The organism is Vibrio sp. MA40-2 (assembly GCF_047302445.1).
Taxonomy (GTDB): Bacteria; Pseudomonadota; Gammaproteobacteria; order Enterobacterales; family Vibrionaceae; genus Vibrio.
Map to the genome: position 1 here is coordinate 705,602 of NZ_CP178628.1, position 23,370 is coordinate 728,971.

Here is a 23,370-nt window from a genome sequence, read left to right on the forward strand (position 1 = left end):
GGATGAGTAACCGTAAACCTTATGTTCGCGAAATGAAAGCAACATGGTGGCAAAAAAGTAACTTCTATCGCATGTATATGTTACGTGAAGCGACGGTACTGCCACTAATATTCTTCACGTTATGCTTAACTTGTGGCTTAGCGAGTTTAGTTAAAGGGGCTGAATCTTGGGAAGCTTGGTTAGAATTCATGGCCAACCCTGTCGTTGTAGCGATTAATATCGTCTCACTCGCAGGAAGCCTTTTCCACGCGCAAACCTTTTTTAATATGTTTCCTCAAGTTATGCCGGTACGCTTAAAAGGCAAACTTGTTGACAGCAAGATTTTAGTTCTTGGTCAGTGGGCAGCAGTAGCCGCTATATCATTAATTATACTCATCATTGTGTAAGGAGCTCATTGTGGTTAATAAACATCCAAAACGTTCAGACGAGCCCGTATGGTGGGGATTATTCGGTGCTGGAGGAACATGGTTTGCCATGATTACTCCTATCACTATTTTGGTACTCGGTATTCTTGTTCCGCTCGGAGTTATTGATGCCGAAGCGATGAGTTATGAAAGAGTAGCCGATTTTGCTACCAGCTTTATTGGTGCTCTTTTTGTTATTGCCAGCCTAGCGTTACCAATGTGGCACGCAATGCACAGGCTTCATCATGGTATGCACGATCTAAAATTGCATACTGGTGTGGTAGGTAAAATTGTTTGTTACTTTGTTGCTGGTTTAATTTCAGCGCTCAGCGTTATTTTTATCTATATGATTTAACTTTATATCAAATAATAGCCAACTAACGACTATTATTGGTCGAGTTAACACATTAAGCAAAACACCATTAAAAAAGCCCGTACAAGTACGGGCTTTCATCATTATTAGCAACGTTAATTCGTTATTACTTAACACGACCAACGTATTCAGCGGAACGAGTATCCACTTTAATAACTTCACCAATTTGGATAAATAGAGGAACACGAACCACAGCACCAGTAGAAAGGGTTGCTGGTTTGCCACCTGTACCTGCCGTATCGCCTTTCAGTCCTGGATCTGTATCAGTAACCTCTAGTTCAACAAAGTTTGGCGGTGTTACTGAAATAGGGTTATCATTCCACAGCGTAATCATGCAGGAGTTGTTTTCAACTAACCATTTCGCACTATCACCAACGGCTTTAACATCAGCAGCAATTTGTTCGAATGTTTCTGCATTCATAAAGTGATAGAATTCGCCATCTGAGTAAAGATAATCTAGATCGATATCCATTACGTCTGCTTGTTCAAAGCTTTCACCAGACTTAAATGTTTTCTCTAGCACTTTACCAGAAAGTAGTTTGCGCAGCTTTACGCGGTTAAATGCTTGGCCTTTACCCGGCTTTACGTATTCATTATCAAGAATTACGCAAGGCTCGTTATCAAGCATAAACTTAAGACCGCCTTTAAATTCATTAGTGCTAACTGTAGCCATTTTGTCCTCTTAAATTTTCTTCGAGTTAAATTTTAATGTCGCATATCATACCCCGAAAACCTGTCTCTGTTGAGCAAAACTGGCTCAATGCATTAACGAATGCGATCTCCGATCCTGAAACCCTATTAAAAATACTACAAATTCCGCAATCTGACTGGCCAAAAGATAAAACTGGCCAAATAAATTTTTTGGCAAAGAAGCAATTTTCTCAACGTGTTCCTATCGATTTCATCAATAAAATGGAAAAAGGTAATATTAACGATCCATTACTTTTGCAAGTTTTACCACTAAATGCTGAACTAGATATTCATCCAGGTTACTCAAGCGATCCGTTGCAAGAACAAGATAATCCACAACCAAGCCTTTTGCACAAATACAAAAATAGAGCACTTCTTATCCTTAAAGGAGGTTGTGCTATCAATTGTCGCTACTGTTTTAGGCGTCACTTTCCATACAATGAAAATAAGGGTAGCAAGGTCGTTTGGCAGCAAAATATCAACTACATCAGCCAACATACCGAGCTCAATGAAGTGATTCTATCTGGCGGTGATCCATTAATGGCAAAAGATCAGGAATTAGAGTGGCTGATCGAAAAACTTAGCCAAATAAATCACATTAAGCGTTTGAGAATTCATTCTCGTCTACCGGTAGTTATCCCATCAAGAATCACAGATAATCTATGCGCGACCTTACATGAAACCAGGCTACAGGTTGTGTTTGTTTCTCATATTAATCACGCCAATGAAATAGATGATAAGCTTACAAGAGCGTTGCATAAGCTAAAATTAGCGGGTGTTCATTTACTGAATCAAGCTGTTTTGCTAAAAGGAATTAATGACAACGCCAATGCACAAGTGGATTTAAATGAAGCATTATTTGATGCTGGTGTGCAACCTTACTATCTGCATGTATTAGACAAAGTTCAAGGCGCCGCCCATTTTTACATTAGTGATCAAGAAGCTAAAAATATAATGGCTGAGGTGATGACTCGAGTTTCAGGCTACCTCGTTCCTAAACTGACCAGAGAAATAGGCGGCAGGCCAAGTAAAACCCCATTAGATTTAGGGCTAGAGTAAGCGAACAATAAACAATAAGTGGGGCTGAATATAATCATCAGTCCCACTTATTGCGAGATCTATTTTATCGCTTAGCCATACGGGGTTTCTCACAGCGTAAGAGCGAGGAAATTGATAAACTAAGTTATGACTCATTAGTACTTTCAAAGATTTTATCCGCTGAAGCGGCAACAAACCCTTGATATAATTCACCATTATTCATCGGATATCTTAGAGCAAATTCATAAAACCCACCCGGAATTGTCTCTACGCCATCAGAAAATTGAACCGATACTTTATCCGCCATCGTCGATGATTGTTCTAATAAGACTTGCGCTGAACCTTTTACTTCACCACCCGCCTCATTAATAGCAAAACCATTTACTCTTAAATGATCATTCACTGACTTCACGTTATCAAATTCAGCCAATTGATTAACACTAACGGTAAAGTGATTCGCTCCGTAACCATGAGCCGCTAACCAAGCTGCATATTCACTCTCTTTTGCAAGCTGTTGATACTCTTGATAACTGCAATCCCATAACCTTCCGCCATAAAGAAAATTAGCGTGGGTTAATTTTTCTTTATCAATTTGAGTAATCATTTTTTTGACTATTTTTTGCACTAAAGGCGAACACAAATCGACTTCTAGCTGACTGATAAATACTTTCGGTTTAGTTCGATCAGGGTGCTCATAATGCTTAGCAGTGAGGTGTTTTTTTTCGAAAAGATAATCACCACATTCTTTATAGCCAAGTGCTAAAAACGGTTTAGCCAGAGAAGCAATGCCACACGTTGATAAAGAGAATGTTCTCAAAGCAATGTGATCGTTAATTAGCGCCTCATTTTCTTCGAGTAAATCATGAACTTTTTTTGCCGATGGACAAAGACGTTCAATATAGTCATTCCATAAATTTTGAAATAAGCCATCTAGTGACATGCTCGCTCCTTAGTTAACTTAAACTCTGGATAGTTGCCGTTAGGTAAACGACCGATCGAGTGTTATTCGCTTTTTACAACGTTATTCCCGGGTTCAATGTGGCGGGAAGCAACGTTTCGCTCCCTTCCATTGACGCCATAGGATAAGCACAATAATCAGCCGCATAATAAGCACTTGGTCGTAAGTTCCCAGAGGCTCCCGGCCCACCAAATGGTGCATCACCACTAGCGCCCGTTAACTGACGATTACGATTAACTATTCCGGCACGAATATGGTCGACAAAATATTGCCACTCATTATCATCGGTTGAAATGAGCCCAGCGGATAAACCAAAGCGGGTATCGTTGGCTAATTCTATCGCGTGAGAAAAATCTTGATAACGAATAACTTGTAACAGAGGTCCGAAATACTCTTCATCTGGTAGTGACGCTACCGCGGTCACATCAATTAATCCAGGCGAAACAAATGCAGCTTTTGTCTGCTTTGCTTCTACTATCGAGCAAGCACCCAATTCCAATAGTTTTGTTTGCGCATTGATAATAAACTCTGCGGCAGCTATTGATATTTGTGGCCCCATAAATGGTTGAGGATCAGCAAATGGTTCATCTATAACGATATGCTTAATAGCGGTGGTCAATTGTTCAATTAACAGATCGCCTTTGTCGCCTGTCGGAACATAAAGGCGTCGTGCACAAGTACAACGCTGACCGGCACTTATAAACGCCGATTGAATAATCGTGTATACCGTGGCATTAAGTTCGCCATATTGTTCAGAAATAACCATGGGATTATTTCCTCCCATTTCTAGAGCCAACATTTTACCGGGTTGACCAGCAAATTGACGATGCAGCAAATTGCCCGTATTGGCACTACCAGTAAATAATAAACCGTCAATGCCCTTTGATTCAGCCAAAGCGATTCCGGTATCTTTGCCGCCTTGTACTAAGTTAATCACGCCAGCTGGCAAACCGACTTTATGCCATAATTTCATGATAAATTCGGCCGTTGCTGGTGTCTGTTCAGATGGTTTATAAACCACTGTGTTACCAGCCAAAAGTGCCGGAACCATATGCCCATTAGGCAAATGAGCAGGAAAGTTATAAGGACCAAATATAGCCATAACACCGAGTGGTTTATGACGAAGCACCACTTGGTTATCACCCACTTCGCGGTGCGTTTCCCCAGTTCGATCATGATAAGCTCGAATAGAAATCGCAATTTTTCCTGCTACGGCAGCCGCTTCTGTACGTGTTTCCCAAAGAGGTTTTCCGGTTTCTTCAGCAATAATTCGAGCAATACCTTCACTGCTGGCTTTTACTTCTTCAGCAAACGCAAGCAATACGGCTTCTCTTTCGGCAAAACTACGCTTTTTCCATTCAATTAAAGCGCCACGAGCTGCTTTTACGGCTTGCTCAACTTGAGTTGACGTTGCACTATTACCTTGCCATATTACGTTGCCGTTATACGGTGAAGTCGATTCCATCGCAACACCTTGACCCTTTATCCATTGGCCATCTATCCATTGAACCGTGAAATCCTGCTCCATTGTTTATTCCTTATTAGGTACGGTTGTGTATTGCTCATTGGCAGTCGCTATTATGAGCTAACTAATAACAAACTAGCAGCCGACTAATCAATGAGTTATTGAGCGAGTAGGCGAACATAATCACCATTTTGAACGTTTAATGCCGTAGCAACCTCTAACGATAACAATACCCGACCTGTTTCTTGGTCATAGGCTGCTTTAGCTGCGGTAGCACGAAAGTTTTCAAAACAAGTATTGATCATCAAATAGCTTTGAGAACTGGCATGGTCGCTGATTTCCACTTTGGCTTTGAAGGAGTCTCTAACCGAGGCAATATTATTTAAATCACACTCTACTGTTGGGCCTGCATCAAAAATATCGACATAATCTCGACAGACAAACCCTTCTCTTTCGAGTAATTTTAATGCCGGCACCGTATTGTCATGAACTTGCCCAATAACGGCTTGAGCCTCTTTACTTAGTAGATTGACATAAATAGGGAGTTTCGGCATTAAATCGGCAATGAAACCTTTTTTGCCGATGCCGGTTAAATAATCAGCTAAGGTGAAATCAATAGAAAAAAAGTGTTCTTGTAGCCACTGCCAAAAAGGAGAGTTTCCGTGTTGATCAGATACCCCTCGCATTTCGGCAAAAACAGTTTTAGCGAATCGCTGTGGATGCTCGGCCATCATTAAAAAACGACATTTAGACATTAACCGTCCATTAAGGCCACCGCGAAATGTTGGTCTCAAAAACAGGGTACACACTTCAGAGCAACCGGTGTAGTTGTTTCCAAAAGTGAGCAGTTTTACCACATTGTTTACCCCTAGCTTAGCGGATGAATGCACGACTTTACTTATGTGATAAGTATAAAAAGGTACATCCCAACCAATAGCGGCTTCTATTCCCGTGGTGCCACCTATCTCGCCAGTTTCAGAATCGAAACCGACCATCAAGTAGCCTTCGTCTCCCGCCTTGGTGACGTTAGGTTTATTAAAACTATCAACGGAATGGTTAATCCTATTGGTTAACAATTCTTCGTTTACAGGCAAAGAAGTAAAACCATGCCCTGATTCTTCTGCGCATACGCGCAAAGCATCATAATCTGTTTTTTGTATAGGCCTAACAACCAACATTTGCTGTACTCCTTGCAGGTTATGGTTCCTAAAATTCCCTTTAGGGTTAATCGTTTACCAACGAGGCGATGGCTTTTTCTAACTTCACTAAGCCTTGCTCAATATCGTTCTTGTCGATAACAAGAGAAGGAGCAAAACGAACAACATTAGCACCAGCAACCAAAAGCATTAAGCCTTCTTTACCTGCTGCGACCAAAACGTCTCGAGCGCGACCTTGCCACTCTTCGTTTAGTGCTGCGCCGAGTAATAACCCTTTCCCACGAATTTCGGTAAAAATAGGGTATTTTTGGTTTATAGCCTGTAAACCGTCGCGGAACATTATCTCGCGTTCTTTTACACCAGCTAATGTTTCCGGTTGGCTGATTAAGTCAACTACCGCTTCTGCCACAGCACACGCTAATGGATTACCACCATAAGTCGAACCATGGGTACCAACTTTTAAATGAGGCGCAAACTCATCAGTCGTCAACATGGCACCAATTGGAATACCGCCACCAAGTGATTTGGCTGTACTCAAAATATCAGGCGTCACACCTAATCCTTCATAAGCATAAAAAGTTCCGGTACGGCCATTACCTGTTTGTACTTCATCGAAAATCAACAGAGCATTGTGTTTATCACACAATTCCCGCACTGCTTGAGCAAATTCGTTACTTGGAAGAACAATTCCGCCTTCACCTTGCAAAGGTTCCATCATAACGGCACAAGTTTTGTCAGATATTTGCGCTTTAAACGCCTCTAAATCGTTGTAATCTAGGTGAGTGACATTGCCCGGCTTAGGTCCAAATCCATCAGAATAAGTAGATTGTCCGCCAACAGTAACTGTGAAGAAAGTTCGACCATGAAACCCTTGTTTAAAGGCAATGATTTCTGATTTTTCTTCACCATATTTATCAGCCGCAACACGACGAGCCAGTTTTAACGCGGCTTCATTTGCTTCTGCACCAGAATTGGCGAAAAAGACTTTGTCGGCAAATGAAAGTTGAGTAAGTTTTTTGGCTAAGCGCAACGCAGGCTCATTGGTCATCACATTACTTAAATGCCAAAGTTTATTGGCTTGCTCAGTAATTGCTTTTACCATCACAGGGTGACAGTGACCTAAGCAACTCACTGCAATACCACCAGCAAAATCAATATATTCATTGCCTTGCTGATCCCATACTCGAGCACCTTGACCTTTTACTGGGATCATATCCATTGGGTTGTAACAAGGTACCATGACTTCATCAAATAGCTGACGGTCGACTTTATTATCCATTGCCTTCATTCTCCATATCGAAATCAATTGGCTATATTTAGTTGAATATCAACCAATCGATTATTTGTCCTACTTTCACACGGCATTACGATGTAATTTATTTATTCGCGAAAGAGTCCCATTATTGACCATTTACTCATGAGTTAGTCGCTGTATTTAAAAATAATTCAAAAAGTTTTACTGAAAAAATGACTAAATACAGCAAATTCATCGAGTTTATATTTGTGACGTTTGAATAAACCATTCTAGAGAAAAAAAACGTGATGAAAAGCAATCTTTAATTAAAGCTGTCATTCGCTTTATTCAATAATAGATAAAGTATGCAAGGGACAAAATTTAAACGTGTTTTTTTGGAAGATAACAACTTAACAACTAAAGACCCTAAACAGAGTAGCAAATAAATTACTCGCAAAACTAAACTGGTCAGGGAGCGGGGGAGTTAACTGTTAGGCACTCTGTATCATTAAAACATTTAACGACTCAAAAAATTGGCGAGAAGCTGATGACCTTGTTCAGTTTTTATCGATTCAGGGTGAAATTGAACCGCATCAATAGGCAAGGTTTTATGCTGAAAGCCCATAATTTCATTCATTAGACCATTTTGTTTCTCTGTCCAAGCCGTCAATTCAAACGCTTTAGGTAATGAAGCCTGTTTAACGATCAATGAATGGTAACGCGTTACAGTAAGCGGGTTATTAACACCAGCAAAAACACTTTTGCCATTATGTTGAATCTTGGAGGTTTTACCATGCATCACTTTTTCGGCTCGAATAATGTCACCACCAAACGCTTGCGCAATAGCTTGATGCCCTAAACAAACGCCAAATATAGGCAGTTTACCGGCAAAATATTTTATAGCCGATAATGAAATACCTGCTTCGTTCGGTGTGCAAGGGCCGGGAGAAATAACCAAATGGCTGGGATTTAGTGCTTTAATTCCTTGAATATCAATATCATCATTCCTAATCACTTTTACCTCTACACCCAATTCGCAGAAATACTGGTATAAGTTGTAAGTAAAGGAATCATAGTTATCAATAATAAGTAACATAAGGCTCGATAAAAGGCTGTTTGGCTAACGCGACATTGTGCTATAGAGAATAAGAAAGGCAAGAAAAAACTGACAAATGACACAACTAAAAATCCACCTTTAACAAGGTGGATTTATCGTCATCTTCGCTTCAATAATCTGTCACTAAGGACGAGTAACAAAGCCTACTGCTTCATAAACTTTTTTCAATGTGACTGCGGCACGTTCAGATGCTTTTTCTGCGCCCATCTTCATCACTGAATCTAAATATGCTCTATCATTTCTAATACGTTTATATTCCGCTTGTACTGGTTCAAGCATAGCTACCACCGCTTCCGCAACATCACCTTTTAAATGGCCATACATTTTGCCTTGGTAATCCGCTTCAATTTCAGCGTAAGTCTTTCCCGTTGCTGCAGACATTAAGCCCATCAAGTTAGCAATACCTGGTTTATTCTCTATATCGTAAATAACACGAGGTGGATCTTCTGGGTCTGTTACTGCACTTTTAATCTTTTTAGTGATCGATTTTGGATCTTCTAAAAGAGTAATAACATTCTTACGATTATCATCCGATTTAGACATTTTTTTAGTTGCGTCTTGCAAGCTCATAACCCGGGCACCAACTTCTGGGATATAAGCTTTTGGTACTACAAACGTTTCGCCATATAGGTTATTAAATCGAGTGGCAATATCACGCGCTAACTCTAAATGTTGCATTTGATCGCTGCCCACCGGAACTTGCTCGGCTTGATAAATCAAAATATCGGCAGCCATTAATACTGGATAGTCGTACAAACCAACATTAATATCATTAGCATAACGCTTAGATTTATCTTTAAATTGAGTCATACGATTCAATTCGCCCATTTGGGTATAACAGTTTAAAACCCATCCAAGTTGCGCATGTTCAGGCACATGTGATTGCACAAACAAAGTACTTTTTTCTGGCGTCACGCCAACCGCAAGACAAATTGACAACGCATCTAATGTTGCTTCGTAAAGTTTCTTTGCTTCTTGGCGTACCGTAATCGCATGCAGATCAACAACACAATATTGGCAATCATAATCGTCTTGCATCTGTTGCCACTGACGTAGAGCACCTAAGTAATTACCAATACTTAGTTCACCTGATGGTTGAACACCACTTAATACGATAGGTTTGCTCATTTTATGATTTCCTTCACTTACTTAATATTTATGTAGCTAATAATTTAAAGACTTGCCCCTGAATGATATCTATTGGTCGAGTTTACAACCTAAGACAAAATATCCAGCAATTCAGAGAGTTGGTCGGCGACAAAGTCTGGATTCGAATCTGATATTGACTCGCCATGATTGTAACCATAGGTTAAACCAAATGAAAGACAGCCTGCGTTCTTTGCTGCCAAAATATCATTTTTTGAATCCCCTACCATCAACATTTGCTCCGCAGAAAAACCGTGCTTTTCAAGTAACCAATTAAGAGCAATCGGATCAGGTTTTCGCTTTGGAAAATCTTCACCACCAATTGTATCGCTAAAAAAATGACTTAATTTATGCTGCTGTAGAATTTCAGGAACAAACTTAGAGGGTTTATTGGTCACTAACGCCATAACATACCCTCGTTGCTGTAATTGTTTTAACGTATCAACAACGGTTGGATATAAGTGACTTAATTTATGACCACTTGCCGCATAAAATTCATCAAACATCTTACGCGCTGTTTTAATATCAGTTGAGCTTAGGCTTTCATCTACATGAATATTTCGACTTAAACCTCGTGCAATAAGCACATCTGCACCATTACCAACCCAATCTCGTACTTCAACTTCGGCAATAGGCGCATGCCCTAAAGCTTGCACGGTTTGATCCACCGCCCAAGCCAAATCAGGAACACTGTCCAATAACGTTCCATCTAAATCAAAGGCTATGAACTTTACTTTCTCAAATGACATTTTGTTCTCCGTCACAAAATTATTAATTTTATCTATTCATCGCCAACAAGGATAATTTTTATACTATGTTGGCTAAAGCTCTAACGAGTCACTTTGGCCAACTCAGCACGCATTTGATCAATCACAGCCTTATAGTCTGGTTGATTAAAAATAGCGGACCCGGCAACAAACATATCCGCACCTGCTTGGGCTATTTCAGCAATATTATCGACTTTTACGCCACCATCGATTTCTAAACGAATATCTCGACCTGAAGCATCAATTCGTTGACGAATATCTTGTAGTTTATCTAAAGAACTAGGTATAAATGACTGACCACCAAAACCCGGATTAACCGACATAAGCAAAATCATATCAACTTTATCAATTAAATAATCAAGATAACTTAAGGGTGTGGCAGGGTTAAAAACAATACCGGCTTGGCATCCGCATTCTTTTATTAATTGAATACTTCTGTCTAAATGGTCTGAAGCTTCAGCGTGAATGGTAATCATGGTTGCACCCGCTTCAGCAAAATCAGGAATAATTCTATCGACAGGCTTAACCATCAAATGCACATCAATCGGTGCGGTAATACCGTAGTCACGCAAAGCTTTACAAATTGGAGCACCAAAAGTGAGGTTTGGAACAAAGTGATTATCCATCACATCAAAATGAACCACATCTGCACCAGCAGCAAGAACACGTTCTACATCTTCTCCTAAGCGAGCAAAATCGGCAGATAAAATGGAAGGTGCAATGAGAAAGTCTTTCATACTAAGTCTCTTAAATAGAATCGGGTGAAATGTGCTGCTAATTCTACCGAAGGAAACTAACCGTTGATAGTATAAAGTAACGAAAACAGATTTATACCAAGCTTATTTTAATACGCTCATCTTCGATTTCTTCATCGGGTTTAAACAAAGCAAACAGTTCGTTCACTTTATTCCTTGTACCACCGTTTCGGCTAATCGTTCGCTTGACCTGAATAGCGTCTAACTCCGCGCCTTTGTACAGGCGACGAGTATGAACTGTATCATGATTAGAAATCAACACTGGTATGCCACGCTTCTTGGCCGTTCGCTCAGAGACTTCGGCCAAATTAGCCTGATCATCCAAGGTAAAACCATTCCCAGCGTAAGAGGTGAAATTGGCTGTATTAGAGAGTGGTGCGTAAGGAGGGTCACAATATATAACACTGCCTTTTCGCGCTCGTGAAAAAGTATCAATATAATTTTCACATACGAACGTGGCTTTTTTAGCTTTCTCTGCAAAAAAAATCAGTTCTTTTTCTGGGAAGTAAGGCTTTTTATAAGAACCAAATGGAACATTAAACCCACCCTTTTTGTTATACCGGCACAAGCCATTGAAACCAAATCGATTCATATATAAAAAGGCGGTGGAACGAAACCAAAGATCATCCGTGGCATTAAACTGCGCGCGAGTGTCTAAATAAAACTCTCGTTTATTGCTTTCTGGTTTAAAAAAGCGTCTGGATTCTTCAATATATTTTTCAGGCTCGGTTTTGAGCAAGTTGTAGATATTAATCAAATCCTGATTAATATCCGCAAGTAGGTATTCTTCATAGTCGGTATTCAAAAAAACAGACCCTGCACCAACAAATGGTTCGATCAGTTTTTTTGCAGGCGGAAGATGGCTTTGTATATTTTCCACCAGCCCATATTTTCCGCCAGCCCATTTAAGGAATGCACGTTGCTTCTTTTTCATCTACCGCTCAAGCCACCCACTATTTTTCGAGGTTGCGGACTGTAACACATTTTGAAGCCAGCGTTAATTTGCACGCTCAATTTCTCTATGTACTTGTAACATTGACTTAGCCCAAGGCTCAAGATCTTGGACCGCTTGAGGTAACTCTGATCTTGCATCACGAGCGTCTTGGATGGTTGAAAAATCTTTATAGGTAACAATAAACCACTGAGCATTATCTCGACGAGTGGGATAAATCCGAACATCATTTTCTATACCATGCTGAGTGATAAAGCTTTGAGTTTCACTTAGCGAATTTAACGCTGCTATTTGTAGGGTATAACTACGATCAGATATTGCCATTAACTCTTGTTTAGAAAAAGAGAAGGTAATTAGAGGGGGGGCATCTTTATCTCTTTCAAAATCTGTTTCTGCTACAGGTGGTGCTTTTTCTAATTGAGCTTGTAAAACAGCATCGTCAATAGTTTGAGTATCTGCAGTACCACCATCTAATAAAGCATCAACAACATTAGATGGAACAACCAATCGTTTTCCATCATCGGAATGACCAACCGTTGCTGTGCTATCAATGACCTGTGGAGGTAGAGCAGCTGAATCATCCACAGCAGTCGATTTATCCACTAACTCTATCGTTTGCGAGCTATCTCCAGTTTGGCTACTATCTAACTGTACGGTTGGAATAACTGTTTGTTCAACAAACTGTCGATCTTCACTGCTTTTATTGTTTATCGATGGCCCAGAATGATTGAAAAACCAGAAATAACCACCAATAATAAGCAACAGTAAAATAGCAACGAGTATGGCTATTTTTATTGGTGAGCCGATTATCGAGCGAATAATGATTCGTTTTTCCACTTTAGTCTCTCCTAATGCCATTAGAGCACCTGGTAGCGGTGGTGTATTTTTTACTTTATTACGAACTTTTCTTTTTTCATCTTCTCCCGATACATATTTCAGTACCAAGAGTTCCATAAACATCTCAACTTCGGAGGCGGTAAGCCGTTCAATCTCCAATGATAAAGGTTTACTCTCTTGCCCATAACTTAAACGCGACAGCACATTATCTAAACCATTCCCTGTCGTGAATAAAACAACATTGATGTTCCATTGAGGGGTAACTTGAGCTTGTAAAACCAGAGTCCAAAGTTCGGCTAATATTGCTTCACTCAATAATTGAGCATCATCAATAACAAAAACAACGTCGCAACTATTATCTTCCAACATACGGCTAAAGCTATCGGCTATAGGATCATTTTCATTAAACAACGGATTGGAAACAATTTGATTTAATAGGATCGTTCTTTTTTGTGCGTCAGTTTGATTAGGATGACACATTAGGAGAGATTGATTTTTATCTTGAGCCCAAGCCTCTAAATAACGTTGTGCTATCCAAGACTTACCGGAGTTTTTCTCTCCGGTAATATTGGTTAAATTGGAACCAAATCGCGTAAGAAGTCGTAATCGATCAAGCAGTTCTATTTGCGACTCTATGTCTAAAACTCGCAACTCATGGGCCAAACTCATTACATTGTTCCTATTGAATTCAAGTTATTAAAAGGTTTTACCTGTTAACGTCGACAATAGTCTATTGCTTGCTTGATTTTTTCACTAGGAACATCAGATACAACGTCAGCACAACCAATACCTGTCGGTAAAACAAGGCGTAATTGACCAGACAATACTTTTTTATCTCGCATCATATGCTGCATAAAATCATCGAAGGACATAGTCTCAGGCGTATGAACTGGTAACTTAGCTTTCACTAGTATAGCTATTATTCGTTCAAGTTGCTGTTGTGTAATTAAATTTTGCAGTTGAGCTGTTTTCGCAGCCATTGCTGTACCCGCAGAAACAGCTTCACCATGCAACCAATTACCATAGCCTAACTCAGCTTCAATCGCATGACCAAAAGTGTGTCCAAGATTAAGCAGAGCTCGAATACCCGCTTCTTTTTCATCTTGTTCCACCACTTCCGCTTTAATTGCACAACAACGAGCAATAGCATAAGTAAGTGCTTGCTCATCCTGTGAATAGAGTCGATCCATATTATCTTCTAACCAAATAAAGAAATCTTGATCATAGATAATGCCGTACTTGATCACTTCAGCCATGCCAGCTGCAAACTCTCGCTCAGGAAGCGTAGCTAAACAATTAGTATCAATTATGACCGACTGAGGTTGATAAAATGCACCAATCATATTCTTGCCAAGAGGATGATTAACAGCTGTTTTACCACCAACTGAAGAATCAACTTGAGACAATAGTGTTGTTGGCACTTGAACAAAGTCCACGCCACGTTGGTAACTCGCAGCCACAAAGCCAACCAAATCTCCAATCACACCACCACCTAAAGCAATAAGAGTGACATCTCTTGCAAAATTACCTTCTAATAGAAAACCCATTACGGTTTCAAACGTCTGTAACGTTTTGTATTTTTCACCATCAGGTAATTCAAGAATTGACACTTCACAGCCTTGTTTTTCTATCAGAGAAACCAATTTATCTGCATAGAGAGGCGCAACGGTCACATTGCTAATTACGACAACTTTTTTCTTGGCGGATAAAAAAGAAAAGTACGCCGAGTCATTAAATAACTCGGCGCCGATAGAAATAGGGTAGCTTCGTTCACCAAGATCAACTGTGATCTTTTCCATGGTTTGCTCTCCGTAATTGAACTTAACGTTCTTCTAGCATTTTTACGATTTGATTTGCTACTACTTTAGCACTTTGATCATCGGTGCGAACAGTATAATCCGCGACTTCTTCATACAAAGCGTTACGCTCATCTGCCAGTGATTCCAAAACTTCCTTTGGATCATCTGTTTGTAATAGTGGGCGTTTTTTATCTCTGTTAGTACGTGCTAATTGTTTTTCGATTGTTGTTTCAAGATATACAACAATACCTCGGGCAGAGAGTCGATTACGGTTATCTTTACTTTTAACCGAACCACCTCCTGTTGCTAGAACAATACCTTGTTGTTCAGTCAGGTCATTAATAACCGTTTCTTCGCGTTTGCGGAAACCATCTTCACCTTCAACATCAAATACCCAAGCGATATCTGCGCCTGTGCGTTCTTCAATAACTGTATCTGAGTCCAAAAACTCCATATGCAGTTGCGATGCTAGGTGTCTACCTATTGTACTTTTGCCAGCACCCATCGGGCCGACAAGAAAAATATTACGTTTTTCAGCCATGTTCAGCATTAATTTACAGCGTTAATTCAATGACATTGCCACACATTCAGTTGCTATTAATCGTTCAGCTAACTTCATTGGTGACACCGATTCCTCACAGTACTGTCGTGATAAGACCCGAAATTATCTAGATCTGCTGACAGTAATGCAACCTAATTTTACTTTGTTTTATTAATTTAAATAATAAAGGGGCAGCGTTGAGCTTACAATAAAACCATAAAGTCATTTTAAATCAATCAAATAAACCTATTCCACTATAATTTGGGGCGTGACAAATATAAGTAATTCTCTTTTGGTTTCATTTTCATAAGTACGCTTAAACAAGTTCCCTAACACTGGAATATCCGCTAAAAGCGGCACTTTATCTACCGAACTGATCATAGAATGCTCAAAAATCCCACCAAGAACGATAGTTTCACCATCATCAACTATAACTTGAGTGTCTATTCGTTGTGTATCAATTGCTATTGCCTCTCCTGTACCTGTTTGTACTATTTGACCCGGCCTATCTTGAGTAACGAGCAGATCTAACATGATCTTATTATCAGGCATAATTTGAGGTGTCGCTTCTAAGCTAAGTACCGCTTTTCTAAATTTAACCGTAGCCGCCCCACTCTCACTCGATTCAAGATACGGAATTTCTGTACCTTGTTCGATATAAGCAGGTTTCTTGTTGATTGTTAACAATTTAGGGCTAGATATGACCTCAGCTTTCGATTCTGCCTGTAGAGCCGATAGTTCTAAATCCAATAGAGCAGAAGAACCAAATGTCCCGATTTGAAAAGCAATGCTGGATGCATTGACTGACGAACTGGCTAAATTTACATTCAAATAATCTGCAATATCAATAGCGGCATCATCAGATAATAAATCATTATTAATGCCTTCTATTGAACCGCTAATATTGTCCGATCGCATTCCCCATCGAACCCCTAACTCTTGTAAATTACCTTCATTTATAATCACTATTCTGGCTTCTATTTGCACTTGTTTACCAGGGGAATCAAGCACGTCAATAATTTGTGATATTTGTTCTAGGTACTCTTTTTGATCTTTCACTATGAGGATATTAGTTCGCTCATCAAACCCAATAGTTCCTCTTTCACTAAGCATATTTTGGCTCAACAATTGAACCAAAGACTCCGCTTCAGCATATTTGATCGCTATAAACCTCAAATCCACAGGCGGTTCAGGTAACAATTCTTTTTCTACCTTTGGCTTTGGCTTTTTTATCGTCTTGCCAGAATTGACTGAAACTAAAGGCTTCTTGTTGAGCGTTGAAATATCAGCAAAAGGGTCTCGGTTATTGACCGCCTGATAAGTTTTACTTGGTGATTCAGATTTGATTACTTGTTGCTCAGGAACGATGACAACTTCGTCAGCCTCAGCACCACTGACAAAAATAAGTGCAACAAAGAAAAACATCACCAAATATAAGTAAATGTGTAATTTATTCATGGTTGTCATCCAAATTTGCTACTTGATATGTCAGCGCAGTCATGTGTATGTCTAATCGTTGATCGGCTGTTTGGCTATTTTTTAGACTTAGTTGTTCAATCACAACTAAGCTAACAAACGTTGCAATATCTTCAGAAAAATATCCGACATCATGATATTTTCCTCTTAACTCAATATTAATAGGCAGCTGGTAAAGAAAGTCATTCTCTATTTTTTGCCCCCAACTCAAATCAATCACTTCTAATTTATTCTCTCGTGCTTTTTGGCTGATAGAAGTCAAGATAGTGGTTAAGTGCTCATTGTTAGGTAAAGCTTGAAAAAATGCGGAAATTTGTGCTTTTTTGTCCGCATTTTTCTGCTTTAACGCAGCGCGACTGGTTACTCGCTCTTTGTTATTGAATTTATCACGGTTAATTTGATAATTTATTTGAGCTTCTGATTGCAAAGTATGAAGGTGCTTCTGTTCATCTATTTTTGGATAGACAAAAATAATAAACAATAGCAGTTGAAAAGTAGTGGCCAATACTAGAATTAGCATCGCTTGAATATGAATTGGCCAGTATACCACATCACCTACTTGCAACTGAGACAATGTTATTTTCGCTTCTTGCCAAGAGCTCATCATGCACTCCTTTATTGTTAACTGGTTATCTCAATATCTAAGTGGCTAAGACTAATCGTTTACTCATTCACAGCGCTTTTTTAATACTAAATAACAGAGCAAAGTAATGAGACACGGGGTGTGTATCACGAGTGAACATAGACTGAATTTCCACATTGGATAATTGATGACTATGTTTCAAGTTATTGACTAGTTCATCGATCAAATCGGCCTGATAAGAAAAACCAGATAAATAAACCCTATCGCTATTTTTTGAAACACTATCCAATACAAGGCCTTCAGGGAGCAGTATTCCCAGTAAATTAAACACTAACATCATAGAATACTTATTATTTTCTAGAGATCTTATGCGAGTCAGTTGTTCATCTAACACGGCTTGTTCCGCCTGCAATTGAACCGTCAAAGCACGCTGCTTATCAACCGAAACGCCCATTGTTTCGAGCTCAACAATAGAACGTTGAATATGAACGCTTTGTTGAGAAACGTTGTGATGCAACCAACCTTGAACCAATGCAGAAAATATCAGGCTAATAACGCTCAACAGATATAATCGTCTTTTTCGGTAGTGTAAATTGGTCTCGCGCCAAGGAAGAAAGTTAATATTGGTCAACATTACTGTTCTCCTTTCCATACAAGACCACTAATTGCAACTCCAATCGTCTTTGCAAAACCATTCAAACAGTTTGAATCCAACGCTCCAATAAACAAATCTGATAAAACCAAACGATCTATTTTGATTGCTTGGTTCATGGGCATAACTTGCTTGAGTTCAGATACTATTTTTTCCTCATTATCTCGCTCCGCTACCCCATCATTACTTAACCAAACTTGATGAGATTGAATCGCAGTTTTTGATGTAAGTAATACTTGAATAATCGGCTGGATAAATATTTTTAACTGCTTAATGAATTCATCCATCCCTAATTCATTAAGTTGTAAAACACCAAATTCTATCGTTTTACAGTGGGGCATCTGCGTAGCATCGACAAAACAAAACACGCTGCTGCTCTGTTCAATATGTAGCAAACTATGATTCAACTCATATTGGCTTGCTTCATTGCTCCAATAATCCGTAATAAATAACAATAATTGCATCAGCGCCATATTTTCGCTCTGTATTAACCAAGGAGTGAAACCCGCATTTTTAACAACGTTGACTCTATCTTCTATCACTTGACGATAGGTTGCATAAACATGAACATCACAGGTAGATGAAACCTCTTCATTGGTGTCTTCTATTGGTACAAAATCGAGACTTAGGTTTTCTAATGGGATGGAAGATTCAAGAGAAAGGGCTTGTTGTATAGCAAATTGAACCTCAAAAGTATTTGAGCCCGATTCTACAGGGACAATTTGATCAAAAACGACTTGTTCAGGAATCGACAAAGCGACTTTAGAACTAAATATCGGTAACGCTTTATTCAACTGTTGAAACTTCTTAACAACTTCTTGGTGATTAAACAAAAAATCAACCGAGTACAAAGACGTTTCGGCAGATAGCTCCACATAATATTTTATAGTATAGCGTCCCTTTTTCGGGCGAATAACAACCGCTTTTATAGAGTACTCACCAACATCAATGCCAGTAATCAAGGGCTCTCTCATATTTATCACACTCCATTAACTGTTACAGAGTACGCAAGTGAATAAATTTTAAGCTCAGAGCTTTATCCATATGCTAAACTGTTGCCTTAATGTACTCGGATTCATAACCAAACAACCTCAATCAATCAGGGAATTTTCGGTGAAGTTCATAAAGCGTCTACTTATTCTTTCAGTGATTTGCATCATTCTTGGAGTCACAACAATAGTTGCCTTCTATTTTTATTTGAAACCACAACTTCCAGACGTAGCGACGTTAAAGGATGTTGAACTGCAGACTCCCATGCAGGTGTATAGCCAAGATAATAAGCTGATCGCTCAATTTGGTGAGAAACGCAGGATCCCACTGCGAATAGATGAAATGCCTAAAGAGTTGCTAGAGGCAATCATTGCCACTGAAGATAGTCGTTTTTACTCCCACTATGGTATAGACCCCATAGGTATTACTCGTGCGGCTATAGTGGTGATTATGTCAGGTTCGGCAAAACAAGGCGCAAGCACCATTACCCAGCAATTAGCTCGAAATTTCTTCTTATCAAACGAAAAAAAATTGATTCGAAAAATAAAAGAGATGTTCATTGCTTTTCATATCGAGCAACTGTTGACCAAAGATGAAATTTTAGAGCTATATCTAAACAAAATTTATTTAGGTCATCGTTCTTATGGCGTAGGTGCCGCTGCTCAAGTTTACTTTGGTAAAGAGGTAAAAGACTTATCACTTGGTGAACTGGCTTTGATAGCAGGCTTGCCAAAAGCACCTTCGACGATGAACCCGATTTATTCCATAGACCGTGCGACTACACGTCGAAATGTGGTTCTCGCTCGTATGTTAGATGAAAAATACATCAGCCAAGAACAATATGAAAACGCGAAAAACGAAGTACTGCTCGGTAAATCATTTAGTACTGAAATTGAAGTGAATGCACCTTACATTGCAGAAATCGCGCGTTCTTGGATGGTTGAAAAATATGGAGAGCAAGCCTACACCTCAGGTATGAAGGTGTTTACGACTGTTGATTCTAAATTACAACAAGCAGCCCAAACTGCAGCTATCAGCAATCTTCTTAACTATGATGAAAGGCATGGCTACAGAGGCGCAGAACAACAAGTTTGGCAAAAAGAAGAAGATGCATTAAGTGAAGAAGAATTAATCGCACACCTTAAAAAGCAACCAACTTATGGTCAATTAAGTCCAGCAGTGGTGCTCTCTGTCGAAACTAAAAGTGCTCAAGTTTATATAAAAAATCAAGGGTATGCTGAGCTCTCTTGGGATGCGATGAAATGGGCTAGAAAATTTATTACCGATGAAAGACAAGGGACTGCGCCAAAAACGGCAAACGACATTCTTGCTCAAGGAGAACAAATTTGGGTCAGACCTAACACAGCAAAATCTAGCGATGAAGAAAATGATAGCGATGAAAATACGATAGAAACCACATGGAGACTAAGCCAAGTTCCGAATGCCAACACCGCCTTTGTTGCCATCGATCCCAACAACGGGGCTGTGATCTCTCTGGTAGGTGGGTTTAATTTTATCCACAGTAAATTCAACCGAGCAACTCAATCAATTCGTCAAGTTGGTTCGGGTATAAAACCATTCATCTACTCAGCAGCCATAAATAAAGGCATGTCATTAGCTAGTTTAATTAATGACGCACCTATTAACAGTTGGGATGAACAAGCGGGAACTGCATGGCGTCCGAAAAACTCACCTCCAACGTATATCGGACCAACAAGAATGCGCATTGGTCTAGCTCAATCTAAAAACGTAATGGCAGTAAGAGTTCTTAGGTCTGTAGGCTTAGAGGACACACGCAATTACTTAACTCGTTTCGGTTTTGAACTCGATAAATTGCCAAAATCGGAAACCATTGCACTTGGTGCTGGTAGTTTAACGCCGGTAAAACTGGCTCAAGGATATTCAGTATTTGCCAATGGTGGCTATTATGTTGAACCTTACTATATTTCAAAAGTAGAAGGGCCATTTGGTGATTTAGAATTTCAAGCTGAACCTACTTTAATTTGCAAAACGAATTGCGATACCACTTCCATAGCAATGGAAGATAACAACGAACAAAACGACCAACTGAACCAGAGCACTCAGTTAGGCGAAAGTGATTCGTTTGCGCAAAGCAATAGTGACGATTTTAACGAGGTAGATGTTAACGAAACGGAACAACAATACGCACCACAAGTCATTACCGAACAAAATGCTTTCCTAGTAAGAGAGTTACTCTATAGCAATATTTGGGGCGGTGGTAATTGGTCAAAAGGAACGGGCTGGAATGGAACTGGCTTCAGAGCCCAGAAATTAGGTAGACGAGATGTTGGAGGAAAAACAGGTACCACCAATGACTCAAAAGATGCTTGGTATAATGGTTACGGTCCGAATGTTGTCGCCGTTTCTTGGGTTGGATTCGATAATCATAATCGAAAATTAGGTAGAACCAGTAGAAACTCTAATTTAGCCAGAAACGAACAGGCCACAGGTGGGGAGGCAGGTGCAAAAACCGCTCAACCAGCCTGGATTGATTTCATGAAAGTCGCCTTAGCGGATGCACCAAAAACTGAAAAAGTTATTCCTGCAGGAATTGTACGAATTAGAATAGATAGAGAATCAGGTTTACGTACTAACAAATCTGACTCAAGCTCAATGTTTGAGTACTTCGAACGAGGCACTGAACCGACTCGGTTCGTTGAAGACGCTAATCATGACAAACTTGATATCTACTCCACTCAAAGCGAAACAGGTGGAGAAGAATCCCTATTCTAAGTTTTTAACCGTAATATAAAACAGGAAGAAAAAGTGAATGACTTTTTCTTCCTGTTTTACTGCCTTACCTTGTTTCACTATCCTTTTCTTCACCACCCATCCTCACTATCCATCTTCACGACCCAACATACTATTTGACTATTAAGCTAACCAATCACTCTTAACACCCCAACTAATTCAATAAAGAAAAAACATTACAAAGAACAATATAAATTAACATTCACGCAACAAAATCACCCTAAATAACCAAATTACCAATTAGGAGTATTCGCAACACTAGCACTGCCTAACCCTAGGTTTACACACACAAACCCTCTACCTATTTAGGGTTACAGCAAACACAATAAAACCCTACTCCTACCAAGGTTTTTAATTTGACTTATCTATATAGCCTTACAAGTTGACTCAGATCAAACTTGAGTATTAGCAATATAATTACATTTTACTAACTTTTGGTGAATTAGAAAAAACTAATAAAAGCCAATTTTTAATACGTGAAAATGTAAAGTTACACACAAAAAATACCCCTACAAATACAATAACGAAGGATGGTCTGAAAAATGGATGGCTACGATCTACTCGAACAAAATGATGTATCCCGTCGTTCCTTTATGAAATTTTGCGCAGGTCTTGCGGCAACGATGGGAATAACGCAAGCCAATGCAGCCAATACTATTGCCGACGCGATTACTCAATCTAAACGGCCACCCGTTATTTGGATTGGAGCACAAGAATGTACAGGATGTACCGAATCCTTATTGCGCTCTACTCATCCTACTATCGAAAACCTAATTTTAAATATGATCTCTTTGGAGTACCACGAAGTACTCTCAGCCGCGGCAGGTCACAAGGTTGAAGAAAATAAACATCATGCAATAGAACAGTACAAAGGTGAGTACGTTTTGGTGGTAGACGGCTCAATTCCTATCAAAGATGGCGGCGTATACTGTATGGTTGCTGGTAAACCTATCGTGGAGCATATAAAGGAAGCCGCTGAGCATGCCGCCGTCATTATCGCTATTGGCTCTTGTTCCTGTTGGGGTGGAGTTGCAGCAGCTGGTGGCAACCCTACTAATGCTCGATCTCTGCAAGATATTCTGCCAGGAAAAAGTATTATCAATATTCCAGGCTGCCCTCCTAATCCTCATAATTTTTTAGCAACAGTTGCCCATTATCTTACTTTTGGTAAAGCACCTGCGCTGGATCAAAAAGGTCGGCCTAAATTTGCTTATGACCGCCTGATTCATGAACACTGTGAACGCCGCCCTCATTTTGATGCAGGTCGTTTTGCCAACGAATTTGGTGATGTTGGCCATCGTAATGGTTGGTGCTTATACAAACTAGGATGCAAGGGACCCGAGACATACGGTAACTGTTCTACCCTAGAATTTTGTGACGTTGGCGGAGGAATTTGGCCAGTAGGCATAGGCCATCCATGCATCGGTTGCAACGAAGAAAACGTCGGATTTACTAAAAGCATTCATGAATTAGCCAATGTTCAACGTCAAACGCCTTCATCCATTCATCCCAATGTTGATGCACAGATCGGTAATGAAAAATCCAGCTCTGCTGTCGCTATATTAAGTGCTTCAGCTGGTCTTGTTGCCGGTATAAGTTTGATGACTATTAAAGAACTAGGTAAACAACAAAAACAAAAAGACTCAAATTCAAATGAGGGTTAA

Annotated in this window: 21 protein-coding genes and 1 pseudogene; 5 read left to right on the forward strand and 17 right to left on the reverse strand. The window is 39.6% G+C overall.

Translation table 11 applies throughout. The annotated features are described in order from the left end of the window. Nucleotides 1-2: 2 nt before the first annotated feature. Entirely contained in the window at nt 3-386 is a 384-nt protein-coding gene (gene frdC / locus ACLKML_RS10850) for a fumarate reductase subunit FrdC (RefSeq protein WP_413285327.1), read from the forward strand. A gap of 10 nt (nt 387-396) precedes the next feature. Next, nucleotides 397-759, forward strand: a complete 363-nt coding sequence (gene frdD / locus ACLKML_RS10855; protein WP_413285328.1) for a fumarate reductase subunit FrdD — start codon at nt 397-399, stop codon at nt 757-759. Nucleotides 760-883: 124 nt separating this feature from the next. Here the strand turns inward: frdD and efp are convergent, their stop codons facing one another. Beyond that, nucleotides 884-1,450 (reverse strand): elongation factor P, encoded by a 567-nt coding sequence (gene efp / locus ACLKML_RS10860; RefSeq protein WP_317716599.1) that lies wholly within the window; start codon nt 1,448-1,450, stop codon nt 884-886. Nucleotides 1,451-1,485: 35 nt separating this feature from the next. Here efp and epmB point away from each other — a divergent pair, with 35 nt between their 5' ends. Then, nucleotides 1,486-2,526: an EF-P beta-lysylation protein EpmB gene (gene epmB / locus ACLKML_RS10865; RefSeq protein ID WP_413285329.1), complete on the forward strand. Its 1,041-nt coding sequence runs from the start codon at nt 1,486-1,488 to the stop codon at nt 2,524-2,526. A 124-nt stretch (nt 2,527-2,650) separates the two neighbouring features. Here epmB and ACLKML_RS10870 read toward each other — a convergent pair whose 3' ends face one another. From ACLKML_RS10870 to pilM, 16 genes and pseudogenes are all read right to left on the reverse strand, one after another. Beyond that, nucleotides 2,651-3,445 (reverse strand): DUF1338 domain-containing protein, encoded by a 795-nt coding sequence (locus ACLKML_RS10870; RefSeq protein WP_413285330.1) that lies wholly within the window; start codon nt 3,443-3,445, stop codon nt 2,651-2,653. Between the two features lie 73 nt (nt 3,446-3,518). Then, complete coding sequence (gene astD / locus ACLKML_RS10875) at nt 3,519-4,991, reverse strand: succinylglutamate-semialdehyde dehydrogenase (protein ID WP_413285331.1); 1,473 nt, start codon at nt 4,989-4,991, stop codon at nt 3,519-3,521. Between the two features lie 95 nt (nt 4,992-5,086). Continuing rightward, nucleotides 5,087-6,106, reverse strand: coding sequence for an arginine N-succinyltransferase (gene astA / locus ACLKML_RS10880; protein WP_413285332.1), 1,020 nt, complete (start codon nt 6,104-6,106; stop codon nt 5,087-5,089). A gap of 46 nt (nt 6,107-6,152) precedes the next feature. Beyond that, the gene (locus tag ACLKML_RS10885; RefSeq protein ID WP_413285333.1) at nt 6,153-7,364 is read right to left on the reverse strand and encodes an aspartate aminotransferase family protein; all 1,212 of its coding nucleotides are present in this window, start codon (nt 7,362-7,364) and stop codon (nt 6,153-6,155) included. A 472-nt stretch (nt 7,365-7,836) separates the two neighbouring features. Next, on the reverse strand, nt 7,837-8,415 hold the full coding sequence (locus ACLKML_RS10890) for an aminodeoxychorismate/anthranilate synthase component II (RefSeq protein ID WP_317716593.1): 579 nt from the start codon (nt 8,413-8,415) through the stop codon (nt 7,837-7,839). A gap of 144 nt (nt 8,416-8,559) precedes the next feature. Then, entirely contained in the window at nt 8,560-9,564 is a 1,005-nt protein-coding gene (gene trpS / locus ACLKML_RS10895; protein ID WP_413285334.1) for a tryptophan--tRNA ligase, read from the reverse strand. An 89-nt stretch (nt 9,565-9,653) separates the two neighbouring features. After that, the gene (locus ACLKML_RS10900) at nt 9,654-10,331 is read right to left on the reverse strand and encodes a phosphoglycolate phosphatase (protein WP_413285335.1); all 678 of its coding nucleotides are present in this window, start codon (nt 10,329-10,331) and stop codon (nt 9,654-9,656) included. Between the two features lie 80 nt (nt 10,332-10,411). Beyond that, complete coding sequence (gene rpe / locus ACLKML_RS10905) at nt 10,412-11,086, reverse strand: ribulose-phosphate 3-epimerase (protein ID WP_413285336.1); 675 nt, start codon at nt 11,084-11,086, stop codon at nt 10,412-10,414. Nucleotides 11,087-11,177: 91 nt separating this feature from the next. Continuing rightward, nucleotides 11,178-12,038: a Dam family site-specific DNA-(adenine-N6)-methyltransferase gene (locus ACLKML_RS10910; RefSeq protein WP_413285337.1), complete on the reverse strand. Its 861-nt coding sequence runs from the start codon at nt 12,036-12,038 to the stop codon at nt 11,178-11,180. A 63-nt stretch (nt 12,039-12,101) separates the two neighbouring features. Continuing rightward, nucleotides 12,102-13,562 carry an AAA family ATPase gene (locus ACLKML_RS10915; protein ID WP_413285338.1) on the reverse strand — a complete coding sequence of 487 codons (1,461 nt, stop codon included), beginning with the start codon at nt 13,560-13,562 and terminating at the stop codon, nt 12,102-12,104. Between the two features lie 44 nt (nt 13,563-13,606). Then, entirely contained in the window at nt 13,607-14,692 is a 1,086-nt protein-coding gene (gene aroB, locus ACLKML_RS10920; RefSeq protein ID WP_413285339.1) for a 3-dehydroquinate synthase, read from the reverse strand. A 22-nt stretch (nt 14,693-14,714) separates the two neighbouring features. Then, nucleotides 14,715-15,233 carry a shikimate kinase AroK gene (gene aroK / locus ACLKML_RS10925; protein ID WP_317716586.1) on the reverse strand — a complete coding sequence of 173 codons (519 nt, stop codon included), beginning with the start codon at nt 15,231-15,233 and terminating at the stop codon, nt 14,715-14,717. 246 nt (nt 15,234-15,479) lie between these two features. Beyond that, a pseudogene (gene pilQ, locus ACLKML_RS10930) lies at nt 15,480-16,460 on the reverse strand (type IV pilus secretin PilQ); the annotation flags it as partial. 223 nt (nt 16,461-16,683) lie between these two features. After that, nucleotides 16,684-17,316, reverse strand: a complete 633-nt coding sequence (locus ACLKML_RS10935; RefSeq protein WP_413285340.1) for a type 4a pilus biogenesis protein PilO — start codon at nt 17,314-17,316, stop codon at nt 16,684-16,686. A 64-nt stretch (nt 17,317-17,380) separates the two neighbouring features. Beyond that, nucleotides 17,381-17,926: a PilN domain-containing protein gene (locus ACLKML_RS10940; protein ID WP_413285341.1), complete on the reverse strand. Its 546-nt coding sequence runs from the start codon at nt 17,924-17,926 to the stop codon at nt 17,381-17,383. Beyond that, complete coding sequence (pilM, locus tag ACLKML_RS10945; RefSeq protein WP_413285342.1) at nt 17,926-18,918, reverse strand: pilus assembly protein PilM; 993 nt, start codon at nt 18,916-18,918, stop codon at nt 17,926-17,928. The genes ACLKML_RS10940 and pilM overlap by 1 nt, the downstream gene beginning before the upstream one ends. 139 nt (nt 18,919-19,057) lie before the next feature. On the opposite strand from pilM, the gene ACLKML_RS10950 reads away from it, so the two are divergent. Next, complete coding sequence (locus tag ACLKML_RS10950) at nt 19,058-21,688, forward strand: penicillin-binding protein 1A (RefSeq protein WP_413285343.1); 2,631 nt, start codon at nt 19,058-19,060, stop codon at nt 21,686-21,688. 560 nt (nt 21,689-22,248) lie between these two features. Then, nucleotides 22,249-23,370 carry a hydrogenase 2 small subunit gene (gene hybO, locus ACLKML_RS10955; protein ID WP_413285344.1) on the forward strand — a complete coding sequence of 374 codons (1,122 nt, stop codon included), beginning with the start codon at nt 22,249-22,251 and terminating at the stop codon, nt 23,368-23,370.